We start from the raw sequence: 23,352 nt of genomic DNA, 5'->3' as shown, positions 1-23,352 counted from the left end.
GTGCGCAACTGGTCAAGGCGACAGTTGGCGCGTGACCCGTCTTCAATGGGACGATAGGGGGTATACATCGTGATGTTCGGAGGTTGTTCCTTGTCTGCTAGTTTGACTGATGCAGTACGCCAGTCGATTCTTCCGGCGCATACCCCGCAGAATCGGATTCGAAACTTCTGCATTATCGCCCACATCGACCACGGCAAATCCACCCTGGCTGACAGGATGCTGCAACTGACTGGCGTCGTCGAGCAGCGCGATATGCGCGACCAGTACCTGGACCGCATGGACATCGAACGCGAACGCGGCATCACCATCAAGTCTCAGGCTGTGCGCATGCCGTGGGTTGTTGACGGCACCGGCTACGCGCTTAACATGATCGACACCCCTGGCCACGTCGATTTTTCGTACGAGGTTTCCCGATCCCTCGCTGCCTGCGAAGGCGCAGTTCTGCTGGTCGACGCAGCTCAGGGTATTGAAGCGCAGACCCTGGCGAACCTGTACCTCGCAATGGAAAACGACCTGACGATCATCCCTGTACTCAACAAGATCGACCTGCCCAGCGCCCAACCCGATAAGTACGCCGACGAAATTGCCCAGCTCATTGGTGTGGACGCCAATGAAGTTCTGCGCGTTTCCGGCAAGACAGGCGAAGGCGTCGAAGAACTGCTCAACGCGATCGTGAACCTGGTGGCACCGCCAAGTGGCGACCCGGATGCTCCCACACGAGCCATGATTTTTGACTCCGTGTACGACGTGTACCGCGGTGTCGTGACGTATGTGCGCGTCGTGGATGGCTCATTGTCCTCGCGTACAAAAGTGAAAATGATGGCCACAGGCTCCACCCACGAACTGCTCGAAATTGGTGTCATCTCACCAGACCCCACGCCTACCGACGGAATTGGAGCTGGCGAAGTCGGATACCTGATCACAGGCGTGAAGGATGTGCGCCAATCTAAAGTCGGCGACACAGTAACCGAATCGGTGCGCGGAGCCGACCAGCCGCTATCGGGTTACCAGGATCCTCATCCGATGGTGTTCTCCGGCATCTACCCGGTGGACGGAACAGACTTTCCTAACCTGCGTGAAGCACTCGAACGCCTCCAGCTCAACGATGCAGCACTGACATTCGAACCGGAAAGCTCAGCGGCGCTGGGCTTCGGTTTCCGCTGTGGCTTCCTCGGGCTGCTGCACCTGGAAATTGTGCGTGAACGCCTCGAACGCGAATTCGACCTGTCGTTGATCGCGACCGCACCCAACGTGGTCTACGAAGCGGTCGCAGAAGATGGTACCCGCATTCGTGTCGACAACCCCTCGACTTTCCCGGACGGTAAAGTGGCAGAAGTGCGTGAGCCGATCGTGGACGCCACCGTGCTCACCCCGTCAGACTTCATCGGCGCGGTCATGGAGCTGTGTCAGGAGCGGCGCGGAACCCTCGAAGGGATGGAGTACCTGTCGCCTGAGCGCGTCGAAATTCGCTACAAGCTTCCACTGGCTGAAATCGTGTTCGACTTCTTCGACCAGCTCAAGTCCCGCACCCGAGGGTACGCCTCGCTGGACTACCACGATGCCGGGCAGCAAAGCGCTGACCTCGTCAAAGTCGATGTGTTACTCAACGGTGAAAAGGTCGATGCGTTCAGCGCCATCGTCCACCGAGATGCGGCCTACGCCTATGGGCTGAAGATGACGAAGCGCCTCAAGGAACTCATTCCACGCCAGCAATTTGAAATCCCCGTGCAGGCTGCTATCGGTGCGCGCATCATCGCGCGTGAAACGATCCGAGCCCTGCGCAAGGACATGCTGGCCAAGTGCTACGGCGGTGACATCACCCGTAAGCGCAAGCTGCTGGAGAAGCAAAAAGCCGGTAAGAAGCGCATGAAGTCCATCGGGCGTGTCGACGTGCCGCAGGAGGCATTCATTGCGGCTTTGACGTCAGATGTGCCCACAGGAAAGAAGCAGTGACCGGCCGATGAACCGTGTACATCGAACCCGCAAGTCAGTGCTGGATTCATCTGACCGTCACGACGAGGAAAACGGTGTGTACCGTGCCCGCACGAAGTCCTTCACGCGTCGCTCGCGTCGCCTGACCGAATCGCTGCAGCGCACGATGGACAAGCATGGTGAACGTTTCGTTGTGCCCGTTAAGCGCTCACAGGGATACACCACTGTCGCATCCGACTTCCACCTGGCGCCCACTGAACTGTTCGGGCGCGAGGCGCCACTGGTTGTCGAGATCGGACCGGGCGTCGGCGAGCAGATCGTCTCGGCGGCAGATCGCTGGCCCGACCACAACTTTCTGGCATTTGAAGTCTGGCAACCGGGTATTGCCAAACTCGTTTCACGAGCAGTCAGCGCCGGAGTTGAGAACATTCGCGTCGTCGAAGCTGACGCCGCCCAGGCGATCCCGATCACCCTGGACAGTGCGATTGCCGACGAGGTGTGGACATTCTTCCCAGACCCGTGGCGCAAGGCGCGTCACCGCAAGCGCCGCATCGTCAACGACCAGTTCGCCCTGGAGATCGCCAGAATCCTCAAAGACGGGGGAGTGTGGCGCCTGGCAACGGATTGGGATGATTACGCATGGCAAATGCGTGATGTCGTCGAGGCGTGCGACGTCCTCGTCAATCCGTATGAAGGCGAACGGGCGGACCCCAATGACCCCGAGGGGGAGCGCGGGGGATTCGCACCGCGGTGGGAAGGACGCGTGCTCACCCACTTCGAATCCCGCGGCATCCACGACGAACGCCATGCGCACGACATCGAAGCGATCCGGGAGCCTCGACTGCCACGCACACAGCCCGCGAGCGAAAACCCCCCCCAGCAGTGAGCCCGCAGCTGCCCGACGGAATGCGCTGGCCACAATCTGGCGCTATCAGCTCTGAAAACGCGCAGCCCGAGCTTCACCGACCCCTCAGCATTTACGTCCACGTACCTTTTTGCCGCGTGAGGTGCGGGTACTGTGACTTCAACACCTACACTGTTGGGTTCGGTCCGGGGGCCGACCGCGATACGTACGCGGACAGTGTCAGCAGTGAAATCTCTTTGGCGGCACGCGTGCTGGACGAGGCGGGGCTGGGACAGGCACCTGCACGCACCGTCTTCTTCGGCGGCGGCACGCCCACCATGCTGGACACCAGTGCCCACGCGCGTATGCTGCACGACCTCGCAGACCGAATCGGAATTGCCCAAGGTGCAGAGGTTACCTGCGAGGCAAACCCGGAAACCGTTGACGAGCAGTCTGTCAAGAGGCTTGCAGATGCCGGGGTGACACGACTGTCGGTGGGTATGCAAAGCGCAGTTCCGCGAATCTTGCACACCCTGGATCGTCAGCACCGCCCCGAACGTGTCGGCCAGGTGATCGAGTGGGCGCGCGCAGCAGGACTGGACGTATCCGTTGACATCATCTACGGCACGCCGGGTGAATCACTCGATGACTGGGCCACAACAGTGCAGGCAGCGTGCGACCTGCAGCCCGACCACATCAGTGCCTACGCACTGGTCATTGAGGACGGCACCAAGATGGCGGCGCAGGTTGCTCACGGGCAGCTGCCCATGCCTGATCCGGATGACGAAGCCGACAAGTATGAACTGCTCGACCAGATGATACGCAGCGCCGGATACCGCTGGTACGAGATCTCGAACTTTGCTCGCGAAGAAGCAGATGAAGCAGGGCTTCCAGCCACCGAACTGCGGCACGCGTCCCGTCACAACCTGGCCTACTGGCGCGACTGGAACTGGTGGGGCTTTGGCCCCGGTGCCCATTCGCATATCGGGCGCGCCCGCTGGTGGAACGTCAAACACCCGCGTGCCTGGGCTGGTCGCCTTCGATCCGCGCAGTCACCGGCCGCCGCCGGTGAAATCCTCGATGACCAGACGCGTTACCTGGAGCGCGTCCTGTTGAGAGTGCGCACGTCAGATGGCATCGCGCTAGGCGATGTTGCCGCTCACGCGGGCAGGGAGAACGCATCGCAAACCTGTCACCGTCTGCGTGACGAAGGCCTGCTGGACTCAGAGGCGCTGGAGCGTGGCCACATCGCACTGACCCTGCGTGGCAGGCTTCTGGCTGATTACGTGACGCGCGAGCTCACTGACTAGGCGCATCTTTTTCGCCCGTACAATAGCCGGGTGATGGATGACCCGTATGGCACAAATATCTTCAAGTTTGACCCGCATCGCGATGGTCCCGACGCGCATCGCCCGCGCTCGCGAGAGGTCCACGTCGAGCCTGGCATGGTCCTCGAAGATGTCACCACCGGATTCGTGGGCGCGGTCATCCGGACTGAAAAATCCGCAGGCATCTACGTGATCGAGTTGGAAGACCGACGAGGGAGACGCCGCAGTTTTCCCATGGGCGGTGGATTCTGGCTCGATGGCCGACCGATTATTGCCCTGCCGCCATTGCCTCGCGCGCAGGCGACGCCTCGGAACGCAGGATCAGTGTCCGCCAGTGGGCGGGCGGTGACCAATTCTGGGTCGCGACGCGCCCGCCCGGAAGAATCGGCGCGCACGCATCCGCGTGTGGCTCGCCAGTCACGAATCTGGGTCGAAGGGCGCCACGATGCTGACCTGGTCCAATACGTGTGGGGTGATGACCTGGCAGATGTAGGGGTTGTGGTCGAACTGCTCGAAGGGGTCGATAACCTGGAAGCCGTTCTGGAAGAGTTTTCGCCCACGCCTCACGCACGTGCAGGAATACTGGTCGATCACATGGTGTCCGGTTCGAAGGAATCCCGTATCGCTCACAGCGTGCAGCAGCGGTGGGGGGACAGCGTCCTCATTGTTGGGCACCCGTTCGTTGATATCTGGCAGGCGGTCAAGCCGGCGCGTGTTGGATTCGACACGTGGCCGGCGATCCCGCGATCCGTTGACATCAAAATGGGAACCCTTCAGGCGCTGGGCTGGCCTCATGCCTCGCAGGCTGATATTGCGCAGGGGTGGCGACGAATCTTGCGCACTGTGCGCGACTATCGTGACCTCGAGCCGGCACTGCTTGGCAGGGTTGAAGAGCTCATTGATTTTGTGACCGCGCAGGGAACGCTCTAGCCGACAATGCGCCGTGGGAACGCGTGTACGCCCTGAGCAATAGACGCGGATTTTCCACCGCAGCCGGTGAGAGGAAATCACCTGAACGGAGTAGGATTGGCACTCAGACAGGGTGAGTGCCAAATGTGGCGTTTGTGTCGCAGACATGGACGTGCCACAGCACCACCACAGAACGGATCGTGGAAAGGACACAACATGGCCACTGATCGCAGGCTCGACGTCTTGCGTGCGATCGTGTCCCAGTACGTCCACACCCGCGAACCCGTCGGCTCGAAAATGATCGCCGCAACGCAGGATTTAGGCGTCTCGCCGGCAACCATTCGCAACGACATGGCTGTGCTGGAAGAAAATGATCTGATCTACCAGCCTCACACCTCTGCCGGGCGAGTTCCCACTGAAAAGGGCTACCGCCTCTTCGTCGACACGCTCTCTGAGATCAAACCGATGAGCGCACCCGAGAAGCGGGCGATTGAGACTTTCCTCGGCCAGTGCGTTGACCTCGAAGACGTCGTGAACAGGACTGTTCGACTGCTTGCGCAAGTCACCAGGCAGGTCGCGGTCGTCCAGTACCCTTCGCTGTCCACGTCCACACTGCTCCGAGTCGAACTGGTTGACCTCGCACCGCATCGAGTCTTGCTGATCGTCATTACGAACGAAGGACGCGTGGAAGAACGCATGCTGGAATTCCCCCAGCAGGTTCCCCCACATGTCATCTCATTTCTGCGCGAAAAGCTCAACGACGAATGCGAGAACCACACTGCCGACAAGGTGCGTACCATCGTTGATGAGATCAGGAATCAGGCTCCAAGCGGGCATCAGAACTTCGTCGAGGCGGTGTGCAGTGCACTGACGGAACTGCTGCATCCCACAGCAGCTGAATCGCGCGTCGTCATCGCGGGGATGTCCCACCTGACGCGTTCACATGTGGATTTCACCGATATCGGCGCACTGTTGGACGCCCTCGAAGAACATGTGGTGCTGTTGCGATTGCTGTCGGAATTGGACGAGGAACATTCCAGCGGTGACGTGCATGTGTCGATCGGGACGGAAAACCCTGACGGAGCGTTCGCGGAAACATCCGTCATATCGGGAACGTACGGGACGTCCAGCGGAGCGGTCGCGCACCTCGGTGTCATCGGTCCGACGCGCATGGACTACGGGCGCACGATGTCAACCGTCAGGGCAGTTGCGTCCTACTTGTCGAAATACCTAGCGTCATGAGTGCACACATCTGCCACACTGGCATGTCCGGCGCGAGCTGCTTGTCGGAACAACGCTTGTCGAAACAACGAGGGAATTGAATCGAGTGAACGACTACTACGAGATCCTGGGCGTCTCGAGGGATGCCTCACCGGAAGAGATCAAGAAGGCCTATCGCAGGAAGGCTCGACAACTGCATCCTGACTACGCCGGACCTGATTCCGAAGAAGCCTTCAAGGAACTTTCAGTTGCCTACGAAACACTGTCAAACCCTGACAAACGCCAAATGTATGACCTCGGTGGACCTGAAGCTGTGCACGGGGGCGGAGCAGGCGGCTACGGGTTTGGCGGTGGCGGTATGCCATTCGACTTCTCCGACATCTTCGACACTATGTTCGGCGGGGGAGGATTCGCCTCATCAGGCGGGCCGGCCTCGCGCGCCACACATGGCTCAGACCAGCTGTTGACCATTGACGTTACCCTGGAAGAAGCTACCTTCGGTGTCACCAAGAACATCGAAGTGGATACCTATGTGCTGTGTGCGCGATGTGAAGGTTCGTGCTGCGAGCCGGGCACTCAACCGCGCGCCTGCTCAGGGTGCCACGGGTCGGGCAGCGTGACTCGGATGCAGCGTTCACTGCTGGGCGTCATCCGCACGCAAAGCCCGTGCCCGGACTGTGGCGGACACGGTTCCATAATCGACCAGCCCTGCTCGGAATGTTCCGGTGACGGCAGGGTGCGCACGCGCCGCTCGATGAAGGTGGATATTCCTGTGGGTGTGACAACGGGAACCCGTATCCGCATGAGTGGCCGTGGCGATGTCGGCATGGGAGGTGGTCCCGCAGGAGACCTCTACCTTGAGGTGCGTGAAAAGAAGCACCCGATTTTCACGCGCCGAGGCGATGACCTTCACACGTGGGTCACCATTCCGATGACCACGGCGGCGCTGGGCACCGTGTTCGAGCTGGACACGCTCGATGGCGCGAAGGAAGTCACCATCAAACCCGGTACGCAGCCGCAGGAAACAGTGACACTGTCGGGTCTGGGAGTGGGGCGCTTGTCGCGTTCGGGCCGGGACGCCGGCCGAGGTGACCTGCAGGTCCATATTGATGTGGAGATTCCACGCAAATTGGATCAGCGCTCACGCGAAATCCTGGAAGAACTGGCTGCCAATCGTGGAGAGGACCGCGTGGAGCCGCGACGGGCCGATCAGTCAGTCTTTGACCGTATCCGCGAAAAGTTCACGAACTAGGAGCACCCATGACCGCTCCAGTCTTCTTCGCTGACGACCTCAATTCCGACTTATCCATCATTGCCGAGGGGGACCACGTCCACCTGGGCGGAGCCGAAGGCAAACATGCTGCCACGGTGCGCCGCATGCAGGTTGGAGATGAGTTTGATCTTGTGAATGGGGAAGGGTGGCGAGCACAGTGCCGCGTGCGAGCCGTGAACGGTCAGGAACTGGATCTGGTGGTGGAGCACGTCATGTGTGAACCTGCCTCTGATCCGCACCTGATCCTCGTGCAGGCCCTGGCGAAAGGTGGACGCGATGAGCAGGCCATCGAAACGTCGACGGAGATCGGTATCGACAGCGTGATCCCTTGGCAGGCGCACCGCTCCATCGTCAGGTGGACCGGGTCGAAAGCAGAGCGTGCACGCAGCAAATGGATCAACATTGTGCGCGCAGCAGCTAAGCAGTCACGACGCGCGTGGATTCCGCAGGTTCTGGAATCGATGGATTCGCGCGCTCTTGCCCGGTGGACTCAGGATCGCTGCTCGCATGGTGATGTCGTCTTCATGTGTCACGAACAGGCCACTGTGTCGATCCTGGAGGCTATGAGCCAACTGGGGCTGACGGTCGCTGGGTCTGCATTTCCTCGAGAGGTCGGAACTGTCAAAGCGGTTGGTGCGTCACCGCGCAGCATTGCCATCATTGTCGGGCCTGAAGGAGGCATCGATGATGAGGAATATGCGACCCTGACCGAGGCAGGTGCCATCCCGGTTCTTCTGGGGCCGAACGTCCTGCGCTCCTCAACTGCCGGCCCCGTTGCCACCACGCTGATACGCGCGCTGACGACATGGCGTCACGAGGCGCCTACTGACAGGCAGGATGCCCATGTTGCAGGCTCTCCCATACGATAAAGTAGAGACACGATGGATGCAGATGCAAAGGAGTGTGTGGCCCACCGCATGACACGCGTATGAGTGAGCAAAACACGACGCATAACGACCCGACACTGGCGATGTCAACCCGCCGCGTCGAGATCCCATCGCATGTCGAACCCATTCAGCTGCTGGGAACATCGGATCAGATTCTGCGCGCACTGGAACGCGGCTTTCCAACCGTCCGTTTCTTCGTCGCCGGACGCACCATCACGATGACGGGTTCGTCAGGAACCATTGACGTCGCCGCTCAACTGGTAAGTGAACTGGTTGACCTCACGGCATCCGGCACGATGCTTGATGTGCCCGGCGTTGAACACGCCATCCGGCTGCTGACCGCTCCTCAGCCGCGCGCCGGCCAGGACACTTCCGACGACATCGTCACTGCTGACGGCCACACCATTCACCCGCAATCCCCAGGGCAGAGCAGCTACATCAAGGCCATTGAACGCTCGGTTGTGGTCTTCGGGATCGGCCCGGCCGGCACCGGTAAGACATACCTGGCAATGGCCCAGGCCGTGCGCGCATTGCTCTCGGGCGAGGTGCGGCGCGTTGTGCTGACACGTCCCGCGGTGGAAGCGGGGGAGAACCTCGGCTTTCTGCCAGGATCTCTCACTGAAAAGATCGACCCGTATCTCAGGCCCCTGTACGACGCCCTGCATGACATGATCGATCCACAGGCACTGCCGCAACTGATGGCTGCCGGCACAATCGAAGTGGCGCCCCTGGCGTACATGCGCGGACGCACCCTGAACGACTCCTTCATAATCCTGGATGAGGCGCAGAACACGACGCCCTCGCAAATGAAAATGTTCCTGACACGTCTGGGCTTTAACTCGCACATGGTTGTCACGGGCGACGTGTCCCAAATCGACCTTCCCGGAGGAACCCGATCGGGGCTGAACGTCGTGCAGGATATTCTGACAGATATCGACAATGTCGAATTTTGCTACATGACCAGCGCGGACGTCGTCCGGCACCCCCTGGTCGGACAGATCATCGACGCGTATTCCCGGTGGGAAGAACGCGCCCACAGGCAGGCCGACACGCGCTCCGCGACGCGCAGCGGCCGCAGGTCACGAAGGAATGATCATGACTGAAGTAATAAACGAAACGGAATGTGAGATTGACGAGTCTGAATTCGCCGCACTCGCAGACTACGTTCTGATGCAGATGCATGTGGCAACGACAGCTGAACTTAACATCTTGTTCATCGATCCCGAACCGATGGCAGATCTGCACGTCAAGTGGCTCGGCCTGGAAGGACCGACTGACGTGATGAGCTTCCCGATGGATGAGCTGCGGCCGGGAACCGACGACAAACCCACCGAGGGTGTACTGGGGGATATCTGTATCTGCCCGCAGGTTGCGCACAAACAGGCCAAAGAAGCGGGGCACTCTGCCGCTGAAGAGATGCTGCTGCTGGCGACGCACGGCATGCTGCACCTGATGGGATACGACCATGCTGAGGAGGAGGAAAAGGAAGAAATGTTTGCCCTGCAACGCAAACTCCTGCTGACATTCCTGGCAACACGATCATGATTCCTTTCGCTCACCAGCCATCCCCGTCAGGTCTGTCGGATACTGCTCCTGTTGCAGTGCTGATCGCCGTATCGGTGATCTGCCTGCTGCTGGCGGGAATCCTCGCCACCATCGAAACCGCGTTTTCCCGACTGTCGAGGGCGGCCGCGGAAGACCTTGTCGAAGAAGGCCGCAAACGTGCTCCTCAACTGGTTGACTTGCTTGCGCAGCGCAGGCGCACCGCGTTGACCCTGCGCACAGTGCGCATGTTTGTGCAGGTCATCGCCGCCGTCGGTATCACCCTGGCGCTGGTGCACCCGTCGCTGAGGTGGTGGCTCATCGGCATCATTGCAGTCGCTGCGGTGGGTTTGATCGAACTGTTCGCCGTGGTGATGCTGCCGGTACCGTTGGGTACGCGTAACCCTGAACGCATGGCGTTGGTTGGAACGCCTCTGGCGTCGCGGCTGGTTGCCATCTCTCACATTGCCGACCCCATTGTCCGTTTCGTACGCAAGCGCCTGCCTCAGTCGAACCAAACCGATGCGGAAGCGCGGCAGGAAATGGCTGACGACCTGCGCGAAATGGTCGACCAGGTTGGTGAAACAGAAGGCTTTGAAGAAGAAGATCGCGAGATGCTGCGATCCGTGTTTGAACTGGGGCACACGGTGGTGCGCGAGGTGATGGTGCCGCGCACCGAGATGATCACCGCGACCGTGGATCTGCCAGCTTCCAAAGCACTGCGACTGTTCATCCGATCAGGGTTTTCCCGCTTGCCTGTCATTGGTGAGGATATCGACGACGTGCGCGGCATCCTGTACTTCAAGGACGTCATTTCGCGCATGGTGCATGATGCGGGCAGTAAGGATCTGACCGCTTCCCACATGATGCGACAGGCAGTTTTTACTGTGGAGACCAAACCGGCTGACGATCTGCTGCACCAGATGCAGGCTGAGCACTTCCACATGGCGCTGGTCGTCGACGAGTACGGTGGGATCTCTGGCCTGGTCACCCTGGAAGACCTGATCGAGGAAGTCGTGGGCGAAGTGACCGATGAGCATGACCGTCGCGAAATCGAGCCGGAAGAGGTCGCCGAAGGGGTATGGCGAGTCCCGTCCCGATTCCCGATCGACGAGCTGGGCGAGCTTTTCGGCATGGAGCTCGAGGACGATGATGTGGACTCGGTCGGCGGTTTGCTGACCAAGGCGATTGACCGTGTGCCGCTGCCCGGCGCTCGCGGTGAAATGGACGGCATCTACATGCTGGCCGAGGAGGCACGAGGGCGACGCCGTCAGGTCGGCACCGTTGTCTGCGCGCTGTCGCCACTGCCGACCACGTTCGAGGACGGTTTCCGCATCCTCGACGAATCACAACTGCTTGAACTGAGCTGCACGCCGGAGAGCGAGGACACCGATGAATGACCGTGATGACCAGTGGGATGACTCCACTGACGAGTGGGATGACGCCTCTGAAGAACAGGTGCGTGACGAGGTCGCCAGCATTCGCGACGCACGTCAGGAAGCCGAGCAGGCTGCCGATGCGCACGGACTGATGTCGTTGACCTACCCGGAGGGTTTTCGTGCCGGATTCGTTTCGGTTGTCGGGCGCCCCAACGTCGGAAAATCCACGTTGACCAACACAATGGTCGGCCAGAAAGTGGCGATCACGTCAGGTAGGCCTGAAACGACGCGCCATAACATACGCGGGATTGTCCATAGGGACACCTCGCAGCTCGTCATCGTCGATACGCCCGGATACCATCGCCCTCGAACCTTATTGGGTAAACGCCTCAATGACATGGTCCGAGAAGCACTGGCTGAGGTGGACTGCGTGGTGTTCTGCCTGCCGGCCGATCAGAAGATCGGGCCGGGGGACCGCTTTATTGCCCGCGAACTGGTTGATGTGCGCCGCCCCGTCATCGCAGTTGCCACGAAAATCGATCTGGTGCCGAAAGACCGTCTGATGAAACACCTGCTGGCGATTGACCGGCTGGGATCGTGGGAAGCAATCGTCCCGGTCAGCGCTCAGACAGGTGAGCAGGTGGAGGAACTGATTTCCGTGCTCTCGCGCACTGTCCCTGAATCCGCGCCGCTGTATCCGCGAGATGACGTGACGGATGAATCCCGCGACACCCTCATTGCTGAATACATTCGCGAAGCAGCGCTTGAAGGCATTCGCGAGGAGCTGCCGCACTCCCTGGCGGTGCAGGTCGAAGAAATTATCGAGCGCCCGGCCAAGGAGGGCGATTTGCGCCCACCTCTGCTGGATATCCACGTCAATGTCTACGTGGAACGTGACTCCCAAAAGGCGATCATCATTGGACGAGGCGGGTCGCGTCTGCGTGACATCGGCACGAAGTCCCGCAAGCAAATCGAGGAGCTGCTGGGACGCAGAGTCTTCCTGGATCTGCATGTGCGCACCGCCAAAGATTGGCAGTCAGATCCGAAAATGCTGGGCCGCCTCGGTTTTTGAGTAAATGACTATTCGGTAAACAGCAGGTGACTGTGCATTAACTGATGCTGATGGAATGAGGGTGACCTGCAACGTTGTCACATAATGGAAGGAGTGTGACAAGCGGCACCCGCAAGAGGCTAGAATCACATACAGTGGATGGGTCGATGGTGCCCCATCCACGCCAGGAGAGGAGAACGAGTGTGACGCAACCTCCCGACCTCACCGCCCCTGAATCTACCGCGCCCGAATCGACCGGCTCTGACACTCGCGATACCTCGCTGACCGTCCGCGCCCCCGCAGTCGCCGGATTCTTCTACCCGGATAGTCCAACCGATATTGAGTCAACTGCCAGTGCGCTGATTGATCGTGCCCGCCAGCACAACGCCCCGGCTGACAGTGAGGCACACCCGGCACGCGCAATCATCGTGCCCCACGCCGGTTGGCGATACTCGGGCGATCTTGCTGCGCTGGGCTGGGCGTACGCGGCGCGCAGTCGCCCCCGAACCACACGAATCGTCCTGCTCGGCCCGACCCACCGTGTCGCCATCCGGGGAATCGCGCTGCCCGGTGCGGACCGGTTCGGAACACCGGCTGCAATGCTCAATATCCCCACCCGTGACATCCTCGAATCCACGCGCACGTGCGTCGAACCTGTCCACTGCGACGAAGACACCCACCGGGATGAACACGCGCTGGAAGTCCAGGTCCCTTTCATCACGGCACTGTTCGGAGACGACGTCGAACTCGTGCCCCTCAACGTCGGAGAAGCCTCTCCCACAGCAGTTGCCGACGTGATCGACGCGCTCACCTCGCCCACCACGCTGATCGCAGTCAGCTCAGACCTCTCGCACTACCACACATACGACGAGGCGCGCCGCATCGACCAACGCACCATCGACATGATCGAACGAGGACAGTACCCCGTTGAACCCGAGCAGGCCTGCGGCGCCCGCCCCATGAACGGCCTGCTCGAATATGCCCAGAGACACTCTCTGACGGTGACCGCGCTCGGCTCACACAACTCCGGAGACGTCCTGGGAGCTGACACCGCACGTGTCGTCGGATACGCAGCGTTTGCACTGACTGACGAAAAGGACTGACCCAGATGCCAACATCACTGCCAGACAATGCGGGACGCATCCTGGTTCCACTGGCGCGAGGAGCCATACGGCTCAGGCTGCAGGGAACACGTACCGACCAGATTGTCATGAACTCCCTACCGGCACCGCACGACCGGCCCGAATGGCTGCAGGAGCCAGGAGCAAGCTTTGTGACGCTGACGATCAACTCTCATTTGCGAGGATGCATTGGGTCGCTTTCACCGCGCGGATCTTTGTACGACGACGTAATCCATAATGCCCTCGCAGCCGCCTTCCACGACCCGCGTTTCGATCCCCTTGACGCAACTGAATATCCGAGCATCAGCGTGGAGGTGTCGGTGCTGTCGGCCCCGGTGGCCCTGCCGGCGTTGAGTGAGAAAGCGGTGCTTGAATCGTTGCGTCCCGGAATTGACGGGGTCGTCCTGATCGCCGGCCCGACTCGGCGCGCCACGTTCCTGCCGCAGGTATGGGACGACCTTGCGGATCCAGCTGACTTCTTCGCCCACCTCAAACGCAAGGCAGGCCTTCCCACTACCTGGTGGTCGCCGGACGCCCGAGTGGAAACCTACACGGTGCGAGCCTTCACCGACCAGGACGCGGATGGTGACGGTGATGTGCCGGCCAGTGCGTCAGACATGACCGATCGGTAAAGCCACGCATCGCCATGTCCACACCTGCACACACGATCACCGGACGCTGGCAAACACGCCTCGATGACGGTCGAGTGCGCTGTGACTTGTGCCCGCGTGCATGTAAACTGCGCGATGGGCAGCGTGGATACTGCTTTGTACGGGAGCGTCGCGGCGATGACATTGTGCTGTCAACCTGGGGACGCTCCAGCGGCTTTTGCGTGGACCCCATTGAAAAGAAACCACTCGCGCACTTCTACCCTGGTACCGCTGTGCTCTCATTTGGTACCGCTGGATGCAACCTGGGATGCAGGTTCTGCCAAAACCACGAGATCTCAGCGGCTCGACAATGGGACCTCCTGGCCGAACGCGCAACGCCTCATATGGTCGCAGACGCGGCAGTGAGACATCATATTCCTGCGGTCGCATTCACGTACAACGATCCCGTGATCTACGCCGAGTATGCTATCGATACGGCTCTGGCATGCCACGAGGCGGGCGTGCGCACCGTAGCTGTGACTGCCGGCTACATTTCTCCGAAAGTTCGATCTGAGTTCTTCGCGCCTATGGACGCGGCAAATATTGACCTCAAAGGCTTCACCGAGGACATGTACTGGCATCTGACAGGCGCTCACCTGCGCGACGTCCTGGAGACGATCGCATGGGTCGCTGAGCGGGACAGCACCTGGCTGGAGCTCACAACCTTGCTGATTCCCGGCCACAACGATTCATCTGAGGAAATCCGCAGTCAGTGCCAGTGGATCCTGCGTGAGTGCGGCCCTGATGTGCCTGTGCATTTTTCAGCATTCCATCCTGACCACAAAATGCGCACCACTGCACCGACTCCACCTGAAACTTTGCGCCGAGCCCGCTCCATTGCACTCGACGAAGGGCTGCATTACGTGTACTGCGGCAATGTTCACGACATCGAAGCGGATACCACCACATGCGCCTCCTGCGGGCACGAACTCATCGTGCGCGACTGGTACCGCCTCATCAGCTACGACGTGACAGCTAACGGGACGTGTCCGGCGTGCGGGGTCAGAATTCCCGGTCGCTTCGACGAGGGCGGCCCCGGCGAAGCCTCTGCGCATTCCTTCCAGGTTGCCTTGTCATGAAACAGCTCAGGAACCGGCGCCACTACGTCCCTCGACCTATCATGTTCGAGTGAATAAGGAAGACACAAACCGCCCGGGGAGCTGCCGCATTCCTCGGAGCCAGATGATCCCAGTGGGTCCGCACGAGGGTCGCTACGTGATGTATGAGCCTGTCACGCATCACGCATATCTCACGGTAGACAACGATGACCGTGGAGCAGCCGCACAGGGCGGGGGACTGATCGGAGCATTCCTTCTTGCGCCGCTGACGATGTGGCTGGTAACCAAGCTCCCCGCTGATTTGAGCGGCGGCGCCTACATGGCACTCTTCTGTGCCGCGACGCTGCTGGGCGGAGCGGTTGCCGCCTGGCTGTATCATGCAGGCATCCGTCAGAAGATGAACCTGCACAGATGGAATGCGGGAGGCAACGACCTGGTGGCTGCTCGTTCACGCAACAGAGTGCGTGAGGTTTGTGCGTTCATCATCATGGTCATATTCGTGTTGCTTATTCCAGTCATGGCTTGGGCATACTTTGCGGTACCAACAGCCGCAGCGTTGACTCTGTATATCCCGGCGCTCGTCCTGTCGCCCATCTCGGTATATGCAGTGATCAGCACCCTGCGTCTGCAGGCATGTGCTCGCAGATGGCGTGCACAGGCCGCACGCGCTGATAACAGTTCTAACAGCGCCGGCTGACGCATGAACTGACGCAGGCGCGGTGCGCATCAACAGGTTTGGCATCGTCGATTCAAACGTCAACTGCACGGGAACTGGCGTCCGACCAGCGGCGCGTAGTGTCCACTTTGTGAAACGCGTGCGGCGCGGTGGTCCCAATCTCATTACGGTGGAGAACATGATGCAGCGCACACTCCTGCTTATGTGCCGCGACGAGGCCTGAAAAGGCCGGAACCTCGTCGCGGCGTTTGTCGACCCCGGTCAAGCCGGTTCGCCACCGGAATCGACACCAGCAGGAAAGAAGAAAGCAGATGCGCACAACAGCCAACGTTCCCACACCTCAAGCCAGCTCCATGCCGGTTGACAAGTACATTCCATTCCTGGAATCCAACCCCATCGACCTGCCCACGCGCACATGGCCTACCAAGCGTATGACACGCGCTCCGCGCTGGCTGTCCACCGACCTGCGTGACGGCAACCAGGCACTGATCGAGCCGATGGATCCCACGCGCAAGCGTGCCATGTTCGATTTGCTGGTCTCACTGGGGTACAAGGAAATCGAGATTGGATTCCCAGCGGCATCGCAAACCGACTACGACTTTGTTCGCTCTCTGATTGACGATGAGGCGATCCCTGAAGACGTGACAGTGTCTGTGCTGACACAATCACGCACCGAACTCATTGAGCGCACCATCGACGCCCTCGTCGGCATTCCCCGGGCAACGGTTCACCTGTACAACGCAACCTCGCCACTGTTCCGCGAGCTCGTCTTCCGTATGGACAAGGCACAAACCGTTGACCTGGCACAAAGCGGCACCCGGGAAATCATGGCGCGGGCAGAAAAAGTCCTCTCAGATGACACGATCTTCGGCTTCGAATACTCACCGGAAATCTTCGTGGACACGGAGCTGGACTTCGCAGCCGAAATCTGCGAAGCAGTCATGGATATCTGGCAGCCTGACGACGACCGTGAAATTGTGCTGAATCTGCCGGCAACGGTGGAGCGCGCAACGCCTAATGTGTTTGCCGACCAGATCGAATGGATGTCAACGAACCTGTCGAGGCGTGGCCACATCGCACTGTCCGTCCACCCGCATAATGACCGCGGAACGGGTGTTGCAGCAGCGGAACTGGCGTTGCTGGCCGGCGCTGACCGCGTAGAGGGATGCCTGCTTGGACAGGGGGAACGAACCGGCAACGTGGACCTGGTCAACCTCGGCCTGAACATGATGAGCCAGGGTATCGATCCGGGTATTGACTTTTCCGACGTGGATCGCATCCGGCACACGGTGGAACACTGCACCATGATGGAAACCCCGCCGCGTATGCCCTACGTGGGGGACCTGGTTTACACGTCCTTCTCCGGATCGCACCAGGACGCCATCAAGAAGGGCTTCGAAGCCCGCAAGAAGAAAGTTGCGGAAGTCGGCGGAGATGAAAACGCTGTGCCGTGGGGCATTCCGTACCTGCCGATCGACCCGCATGACGTGGGTCGCTCCTACGAGGCGATCGTGCGCGTCAACTCCCAGTCCGGCAAAGGGGGCGTCGCCTACCTCATGTCGACCGCACACCACATGGAACTGCCGCGACGCCTGCAAATCGAATTCTCACGCATCGTTCAGCGTCACACAGATTCCTTTGGCGGAGAGATCAACTCCGAAAACCTGTGGAAAATCTTCACCGACGAATACCTGCCCGCCGACAGGGCAAGTGGCCTGGCCCCGTGGGGACGCTTCGAAATGGGAGACTTCCACCTGTACACGCGCGGCAAAGAGCAGGAAGTGGAACTGCGCGGGGAAATCCTGGATCAGGGACAGCCCGTTGCCATCAGCGTCGTGGGAACCGGCCCGATCGACGCATTCGTCGCAGCTATGCACGATTTCGACCTGGATGTGCGCATCCTCGACTACTCTGAGCACGCCATGAGCCAGGGACGTGACGCCACGGCAGCCGCATATGTGGAAGCAGCGGTCGACGGTCAGATCGTCTGGGGCGTCGGCATCGATTCGTCGATCACGACTGCCACCTACAAGGCAGTTATTTCCGCCATGAACCGCGCTTTGCGCTAAAAGCGCATTGACGGTGCCGGTCGACGTGTCCGGTGGCGCCTCGACCAGCCTGTGAGACAATGCGAGCGTGATCAGAAGCTACCGGGACCAGGCGATCGTCCTGCGCACCCACAAACTGGGGGAAGCTGACCGTATCGTCTGCCTGCTCACCAAGGAAAACGGGCAGGTACGCACGGTAGCCAAAGGGGTACGCCGCACCACCTCGAAATTCGGTGCGCGCCTGGAACCGTTCTCACTGATCGACGTACAGCTGCATCGTGGCCGCACATTCGACATTGTGACGCAGGTGGAAATGCTGCGTCCCTACGGCACTCAACTGGCTTCGGACTTCGATTTGTTCGCCGCCGGAACCGTCATGGTGGAAACAGCCGAACGCCTCACGGGCGATTCAGCTGACGGCGCACACGCTCAATACTCACTCCTGCTCGGAGCACTCCACGCGTTGGCCAACCTGCGTCACGACCCGGTCCTCATCGTCGATTCGTATCTTCTACGCGCCCTGTCAGTGGCGGGGTGGGCACCCTCGTGCTTCGCATGCGCCAGTTGCGGCAAGCCCGGCCCGCACACGTCCTTCTCCATTTCCGAGGGTGGCGCGCTGTGCGACGAGTGCCAAAGCGAAGGGGGAGTGGCCGTCTCGGAGAACACGATGGAACTGATGGGGCACCTCCTGGCCGGAAACTGGGATCAGGCTGACCGCACCGAAGCGTATGACCGGCAACGCGTCGCACACCTGACATCGGCGTATACGCAGTGGCATTTGGAACGTAAGCTGCGCGCACTCCAGCTCTTCGAAAGGAAACGGGCATGACATCTGCCCAAGCTCCGGTTGATCGGGCACCATCAGATCCCACTGCTCCTGTGCTGGGTCCGGGTCAGTGGTCCCAACCGGTTCCCGTTTTTGACCGCGTGCCTCGCCACGTCGCCCTCGTGATGGATGGAAATGGTCGATGGGCCAATGCTCGCGGATTGAATCGCACGGCAGGGCATCACGCCGGAGAATACTCCCTGATGGACACGATCGCCGGTGCCATTGACGCAGGCGTGCGCTATCTGAGCGTCTACACCTTTTCGACGGAAAACTGGAAACGTTCCCCGGCTGAAGTGCGTTTCATCATGAACTACGCGCCCGATGTGCTCACGCGCAGGACGGGCCAACTTGATGAATGGGGTGTGCGCGTGCGATGGAGTGGACGGCGACCCAAACTGTGGAAGTCCGTTATTCACGCCCTGGAAAAAGCTGAGCGCGCCACCGAATCGAACCGGACGCTCGATCTGATTATGTGTGTCAACTACGGTGGGCGCGCCGAAATTGTGGACGCTGCACGCACGATTGCCATGGAGATTGCTGACGGGACGATGAAGCCGGCTGGCGTGACTGAACGGACGTTTGCGCGCCACTTGTATCTGCCCGATGTGCCAGATGTCGACCTGATGATTCGCACCTCAGGCGAGCAACGTGTTTCGAACTACCTGCTCTGGCAGCTGGCGTACGCGGAGATGATGTTCGTGGATACGCCGTGGCCGCAATTTGACCGCAGTGAACTGTGGAAATGTCTGGCGTCCTACGGGAAACGTGATCGCCGTTTCGGTGGCGCCGTCAATTCACCGCACGCGCCACTTCGGTGAGCGTCCTACTGTGCTGATACCGGGGATTCCTCGCACGTCAGAACTTCCTGAGGTGCCGCTTTGGGGTGCGAGCGACGGTAAATGAGCCAGCTGGCCAGAATAATCACCGCCAGAGCGATCCCGATCCATGCAATCGGAGAGCCTGCGATTGCGCCGATGGCGGCGACCCACACAGCCAGCAGTCCCAGCCCGTACATGATCGACCACGCTACGCACCCGGGAAGCATCGCGAGGGTATAGGTGCGCCACTTCAACCGGACAACTCCGGCACCGGCATTGACCGCTGTCTGAACACCGACGGTGAGGAAGCACAGTGGGATGATCAAAAGCCCCCATTTTTCGAGCAGTTCTGCACCGCGGCGGGGAACAGGCCCGTTAAACCAGCGGGCGATCGCGCCGATGAGGCCGGAGTGTCCGTCACCTTTCAGGGCGCCCGCGGCGGCGCCTCGACCAAGCCAATAGGTGCCCTGGGCGCGCAAGAAGACGACAAAAAACAGGAAGATGAAAAGAGGCAGCCCGCTTGAGGCCCACTGGGGAACTGGCATCAGTCCTCGTCATCCTCAACAGAGCCGCACTCAGAGCACAGACCGAATACTTCGAGCGAATGGGCAACCTCAGTGAAGCCGTGCTGCGAGGCGATCTGAGAAATCCAAGATTCTGCTTCGCTGACTTCGATCTCTTCAGTGTGACCGCAGTTGCGGCACACCAGGTGGTGGTGGTGGCCTTCATCTTCGCACAGACGGAACATCGATTCGCCATCGTCCATGCGCAGGACATCGACGACATTCATCTCAGCCAGTGCCTGCAGATTGCGGTAGACCGTCGCTAGGCCGACGCGCTGCCCCTGATTTGTCAGGTCGTCGTAGATCCGCTGTGCGGAACGAAAGTCCTTGTCACGACGCAGCTCGTTAAAGACGGATTGACGTTGCCGAGTCATCCGCTGCACGATGTCCCCCTCTTGCCGACCCTGAAGTAAATCTTCTCGTTCTTGGAAGCATACAGGGTTGAGGCGAGAAATGGAGATTACAGTGTGTCATCTGCTGGTGGTGTGCCCATCCGATTGGGGGAGTCAGGATGCGCCGAATGAGCGTGAGGATCACCGGCAATCAGATGCGTATGTCCGCCGGTGACCTGGAGGCGTCGCCCTCGTCGAATTCCGTCAATGGCAGCCTTGATGACGAATCCGAGGATGTATACGACGATAGCTGCCACCACGATGAGTGCGCCGGGGGAGACATCCACGAAGTAGGTCACCACAAGGCCGCCGACACATAGCACGGTTCCCAGAGCCATTGCGCAGGCCATTGTGGAGCGGAAGGAACGGGTGACGAGTTGCGCGATTGCGACCGGGACGATCATCAGGGCCGACACCAGGAGCGAGCCCACGACGCGCATCGCAACTGCGACAGTTAACGCCGACAGGATCGCGATGAGGATGGACAGGGCAGCCACAGGAAGGCCGGTTGAGTGCGCGAAGTCCTCATCATCGGTCACTGCGTACAGTGCAGGCGACAATCCCAGGCCAATGAGCAATATGAGTGCACATAGCGCGCCGATCAGATAGACGTCACCCCATTGCACAGTTGAGATGGATCCGAACAGATACGAGTTCAACTGTGTGGACGTTCCACCTGCCAGACCGATCAGCAGGACGCCGGTGGCGATGCCTCCGTAGAACAACATGGCGAGGGCAACGTCTGCACTGGTGCGGCCACTGAGCCTGACGACTTCAATCGTCACCGCGCCCAGGATTGATACGACAAGGGCGCCCGGCAATGCCCATTGATCAGAAGGCGTCACGTTTGCAGCTGTCCCGGCGATCCAGCCCAGAGCCACACCCGTCAGCGAGACGTGCCCGATGCCGTCTCCCAGCATCGCCATGCGGCGATGTACCAGGTAGGTGCCGACGATGGGTGCGCACAGTCCGACCAGCAGCGCTGCCAGCAGGGAACGGAGCATCAGTGGGGATGTGAAAAGGTCGGCGAGTGCCTCACCCATGATGGCTCGCCTCCTCGGTCGATGCCGGTTGTGGGGCGTCATCGTAGGTGATGTGGCCGGCGGCAATGGTGATTTGACGATCCAGGAGGGGGCGTAGTTCCCCCAGTTCATGCAGGACCAACACAATGGTGGTGCCCCCGTCCTTGGCTGACTGCACGATCGACGCCAGGCGTTGGCGCGAAACCGAATCGATTCCAGTTAGCGGCTCATCCATGATGAGAAAATCCGGGTGGCGCACCAGGGCGCGCGCAATGTTGACGCGCTGACGCTGCCCACCCGACAGGATGGAGACCGGATCGTTTGCGCGATGTGCGAGCCCGACCAGTTCCAGAGCACCGAGCGCTTTGCGTCGATCGGAGCGTGACAGCCAGAATTTTCGAGGTCCCAGTAAACCTGAGGCGACAACTTCACGCGCATTGGAGGCGACGCCGCCGCCTGCGCGTGAATATTGCGGGACGTAGCCGATGCGCGACCATGGTCGCTTGCCGTGCGCACTGACCTGCATGCCGAACAGTGACATGCTGCCGCGTGTCACCGGTGCGGTGCCAAGGATCGCGTGTACCAGCGTGGACTTGCCGGAACCGTTGGCACCCGTCACGGCGAGCGTTTGTCCGGCGGGTATATCCAGGTTAATGCCGTGCAGGATGAGGGTGTCATCCCACGCGACATGCAGGTCACGCATGCTGACGGCGAGAGCGGTCATGTCAGACGCATCGGGGCAAGTCATTGCGGGGGTTACTTGCAATCCAGTGCTGTGCGCAGAGCAGCCAGATTGTCTCTCATCACGTCCATGTAGTCCTTGGATGGATCGTTTTGGGATTCGAGGGGATCAAGGACTGCGGTCTTAATTCCCAGGTTCTCTGCCAGTGTCTGTGCAATCTTCGGGTCAATGAGAGTCTCAGTGAAAATTGTCGTCACGCCTTCTTTCTTGGCCAGCTCGGAGATCTCCTTCAGTTTGGCTGGCGAGGGCGATGTTTCCGGATCAATACCGGCAATGCCTTCCTGGTTCACGCTGGCGCGGTCGGCCAGATAGCCGAAGGCCTCGTGCGAGGTGATGAATGTCGTGTGAGCGCACTTGCGTGTGCCCTCGACAATTTCCGTTGACAACTCATTGAGGGAGGTGGATACCTGGGCTGCCTGTGTGGTGTACAGCTGCGCGTTGATCGGGTCGGCTTTCGCGAGCGCCTGTCCAATCATCGTGGCAGCTTGAGCCATACGCTGGGGATCCAGCCAGAAATGTGGATCAACATCACCGTGGTCATGTTCGTGACCTGTGTCGTGATCGCCGTGTTCCTCATCCGTCGAGTCAGTGTCCTCGGTCTCGCTGTGCCCCGACTGTGTGTCCTCATTTACGTGTGTGGGGGACAGGAGCTGAACAGCACTGGCAACGTCAACAACATGTTCGGGTGGATTGATCGCCACAGCGTCATCGACGGCAGTCTGGAAACCAGAAAGGTACACCACGATGTCTGAACGCCCCAATTCGTTCACCTTGGCCGGCGACAGCTCCAGGTCGTGCGGCTCGGCTCCAGGAGGTGTCAGTGACGACACAGCTACACGATCACCTCCGATCTGTTCCACCAGATATTGCAGCGGGTAGAAGGATGCCGCGACGTTGAGTACCGTCGATGTGTCGGACTGGGAGGACTGGCCTGCGTCAGCGATGACCGACCGTTCAGACTGCATCGATTGGGGTGCCGAAGCAGTGGAGCACCCGGCGAGCACGGTGGCTGCGCAGACGAGGGTGAGGAGAGGACGCGAGATCTTCATACCTACAACTCCACCGTA

Annotated in this window: 23 protein-coding genes; 18 read left to right on the top strand and 5 right to left on the bottom strand. The window is 60.2% G+C overall.

Going from position 1 to position 23,352, the window contains the following annotated elements:
* The first annotated feature begins 102 nt into the window (after nucleotides 1-102).
* The 18 genes from lepA to AC1EJZ_RS04770 all read left to right on the top strand — a co-directional run bounded on the left by lepA (nucleotide 103) and on the right by AC1EJZ_RS04770 (nucleotide 19,566).
* Nucleotides 103-1,953: a translation elongation factor 4 gene (gene lepA, locus AC1EJZ_RS04855; protein ID WP_480294054.1), complete on the top strand. Its 1,851-nt coding sequence runs from the start codon at nucleotides 103-105 to the stop codon at nucleotides 1,951-1,953.
* A 7-nt stretch (nucleotides 1,954-1,960) separates the two neighbouring features.
* Nucleotides 1,961-2,818 carry a tRNA (guanosine(46)-N7)-methyltransferase TrmB gene (trmB, locus tag AC1EJZ_RS04850; protein ID WP_480294052.1) on the top strand — a complete coding sequence of 286 codons (858 nt, stop codon included), beginning with the start codon at nucleotides 1,961-1,963 and terminating at the stop codon, nucleotides 2,816-2,818.
* Nucleotides 2,815-4,086, top strand: coding sequence for a radical SAM family heme chaperone HemW (hemW, locus tag AC1EJZ_RS04845; RefSeq protein ID WP_480294050.1), 1,272 nt, complete (start codon nucleotides 2,815-2,817; stop codon nucleotides 4,084-4,086). The genes trmB and hemW overlap by 4 nt, the downstream gene beginning before the upstream one ends.
* A gap of 33 nt (nucleotides 4,087-4,119) precedes the next feature.
* The gene (locus AC1EJZ_RS04840; RefSeq protein ID WP_480294049.1) at nucleotides 4,120-5,034 is read left to right on the top strand and encodes a DUF3097 family protein; all 915 of its coding nucleotides are present in this window, start codon (nucleotides 4,120-4,122) and stop codon (nucleotides 5,032-5,034) included.
* Between the two features lie 195 nt (nucleotides 5,035-5,229).
* Nucleotides 5,230-6,255: a heat-inducible transcriptional repressor HrcA gene (gene hrcA, locus AC1EJZ_RS04835; protein WP_092648428.1), complete on the top strand. Its 1,026-nt coding sequence runs from the start codon at nucleotides 5,230-5,232 to the stop codon at nucleotides 6,253-6,255.
* Between the two features lie 85 nt (nucleotides 6,256-6,340).
* Entirely contained in the window at nucleotides 6,341-7,486 is a 1,146-nt protein-coding gene (gene dnaJ, locus AC1EJZ_RS04830) for a molecular chaperone DnaJ (protein ID WP_092648429.1), read from the top strand.
* An 8-nt stretch (nucleotides 7,487-7,494) separates the two neighbouring features.
* Nucleotides 7,495-8,376, top strand: coding sequence for a 16S rRNA (uracil(1498)-N(3))-methyltransferase (locus AC1EJZ_RS04825; protein WP_070727505.1), 882 nt, complete (start codon nucleotides 7,495-7,497; stop codon nucleotides 8,374-8,376).
* Nucleotides 8,377-8,435: 59 nt separating this feature from the next.
* Nucleotides 8,436-9,497, top strand: coding sequence for a PhoH family protein (locus AC1EJZ_RS04820; protein ID WP_058236384.1), 1,062 nt, complete (start codon nucleotides 8,436-8,438; stop codon nucleotides 9,495-9,497).
* A complete protein-coding gene (gene ybeY / locus AC1EJZ_RS04815) occupies nucleotides 9,490-9,939 on the top strand; it encodes an rRNA maturation RNase YbeY (protein WP_058236385.1) in 450 nt (149 codons plus the stop codon). Before AC1EJZ_RS04820 ends, ybeY begins: the two co-directional genes overlap by 8 nt.
* Nucleotides 9,936-11,336 (top strand): hemolysin family protein, encoded by a 1,401-nt coding sequence (locus tag AC1EJZ_RS04810; protein ID WP_070727506.1) that lies wholly within the window; start codon nucleotides 9,936-9,938, stop codon nucleotides 11,334-11,336. Before ybeY ends, AC1EJZ_RS04810 begins: the two co-directional genes overlap by 4 nt.
* Entirely contained in the window at nucleotides 11,329-12,387 is a 1,059-nt protein-coding gene (gene era / locus AC1EJZ_RS04805) for a GTPase Era (RefSeq protein WP_480294046.1), read from the top strand. Before AC1EJZ_RS04810 ends, era begins: the two co-directional genes overlap by 8 nt.
* Before the next feature lie 182 nt (nucleotides 12,388-12,569).
* Nucleotides 12,570-13,469 carry an AmmeMemoRadiSam system protein B gene (amrB, locus tag AC1EJZ_RS04800; RefSeq protein ID WP_480294045.1) on the top strand — a complete coding sequence of 300 codons (900 nt, stop codon included), beginning with the start codon at nucleotides 12,570-12,572 and terminating at the stop codon, nucleotides 13,467-13,469.
* 5 nt (nucleotides 13,470-13,474) lie between these two features.
* Nucleotides 13,475-14,119, top strand: coding sequence for an AmmeMemoRadiSam system protein A (gene amrA / locus AC1EJZ_RS04795; RefSeq protein WP_480289049.1), 645 nt, complete (start codon nucleotides 13,475-13,477; stop codon nucleotides 14,117-14,119).
* A 14-nt stretch (nucleotides 14,120-14,133) separates the two neighbouring features.
* Nucleotides 14,134-15,216 carry an AmmeMemoRadiSam system radical SAM enzyme gene (gene amrS, locus AC1EJZ_RS04790; RefSeq protein ID WP_480289050.1) on the top strand — a complete coding sequence of 361 codons (1,083 nt, stop codon included), beginning with the start codon at nucleotides 14,134-14,136 and terminating at the stop codon, nucleotides 15,214-15,216.
* Between the two features lie 103 nt (nucleotides 15,217-15,319).
* The gene (locus tag AC1EJZ_RS04785; protein ID WP_480294044.1) at nucleotides 15,320-15,892 is read left to right on the top strand and encodes a hypothetical protein; all 573 of its coding nucleotides are present in this window, start codon (nucleotides 15,320-15,322) and stop codon (nucleotides 15,890-15,892) included.
* Nucleotides 15,893-16,182: 290 nt separating this feature from the next.
* A complete protein-coding gene (leuA, locus tag AC1EJZ_RS04780; protein WP_480294043.1) occupies nucleotides 16,183-17,940 on the top strand; it encodes a 2-isopropylmalate synthase in 1,758 nt (585 codons plus the stop codon).
* A gap of 70 nt (nucleotides 17,941-18,010) precedes the next feature.
* Nucleotides 18,011-18,748 (top strand): DNA repair protein RecO, encoded by a 738-nt coding sequence (gene recO, locus AC1EJZ_RS04775; protein WP_480289075.1) that lies wholly within the window; start codon nucleotides 18,011-18,013, stop codon nucleotides 18,746-18,748.
* Nucleotides 18,745-19,566, top strand: coding sequence for an isoprenyl transferase (locus AC1EJZ_RS04770; protein WP_480294042.1), 822 nt, complete (start codon nucleotides 18,745-18,747; stop codon nucleotides 19,564-19,566). The genes recO and AC1EJZ_RS04770 overlap by 4 nt, the downstream gene beginning before the upstream one ends.
* 5 nt (nucleotides 19,567-19,571) lie before the next feature.
* On the opposite strand, the gene AC1EJZ_RS04765 is transcribed toward AC1EJZ_RS04770, so the two are convergent.
* From AC1EJZ_RS04765 to AC1EJZ_RS04745, 5 genes are all read right to left on the bottom strand, one after another.
* Nucleotides 19,572-20,111 (bottom strand): DedA family protein, encoded by a 540-nt coding sequence (locus tag AC1EJZ_RS04765; protein WP_058236392.1) that lies wholly within the window; start codon nucleotides 20,109-20,111, stop codon nucleotides 19,572-19,574.
* Nucleotides 20,111-20,512, bottom strand: a complete 402-nt coding sequence (locus AC1EJZ_RS04760; protein WP_480294040.1) for a Fur family transcriptional regulator — start codon at nucleotides 20,510-20,512, stop codon at nucleotides 20,111-20,113. The genes AC1EJZ_RS04765 and AC1EJZ_RS04760 overlap by 1 nt, the downstream gene beginning before the upstream one ends.
* A 77-nt stretch (nucleotides 20,513-20,589) precedes the next feature.
* Complete coding sequence (locus AC1EJZ_RS04755; protein WP_480294038.1) at nucleotides 20,590-21,564, bottom strand: metal ABC transporter permease; 975 nt, start codon at nucleotides 21,562-21,564, stop codon at nucleotides 20,590-20,592.
* The gene (locus AC1EJZ_RS04750; RefSeq protein WP_480294037.1) at nucleotides 21,557-22,267 is read right to left on the bottom strand and encodes a metal ABC transporter ATP-binding protein; all 711 of its coding nucleotides are present in this window, start codon (nucleotides 22,265-22,267) and stop codon (nucleotides 21,557-21,559) included. Before AC1EJZ_RS04750 ends, AC1EJZ_RS04755 begins: the two co-directional genes overlap by 8 nt.
* Before the next feature lie 32 nt (nucleotides 22,268-22,299).
* Entirely contained in the window at nucleotides 22,300-23,334 is a 1,035-nt protein-coding gene (locus AC1EJZ_RS04745) for a metal ABC transporter substrate-binding protein (protein ID WP_480294036.1), read from the bottom strand.
* Nucleotides 23,335-23,352 lie beyond the last annotated feature (18 nt).

This window comes from Pauljensenia sp. C0170B5 (assembly GCF_056590195.1).
This window is presented reverse-complemented; position numbering and strand designations above follow the sequence as displayed.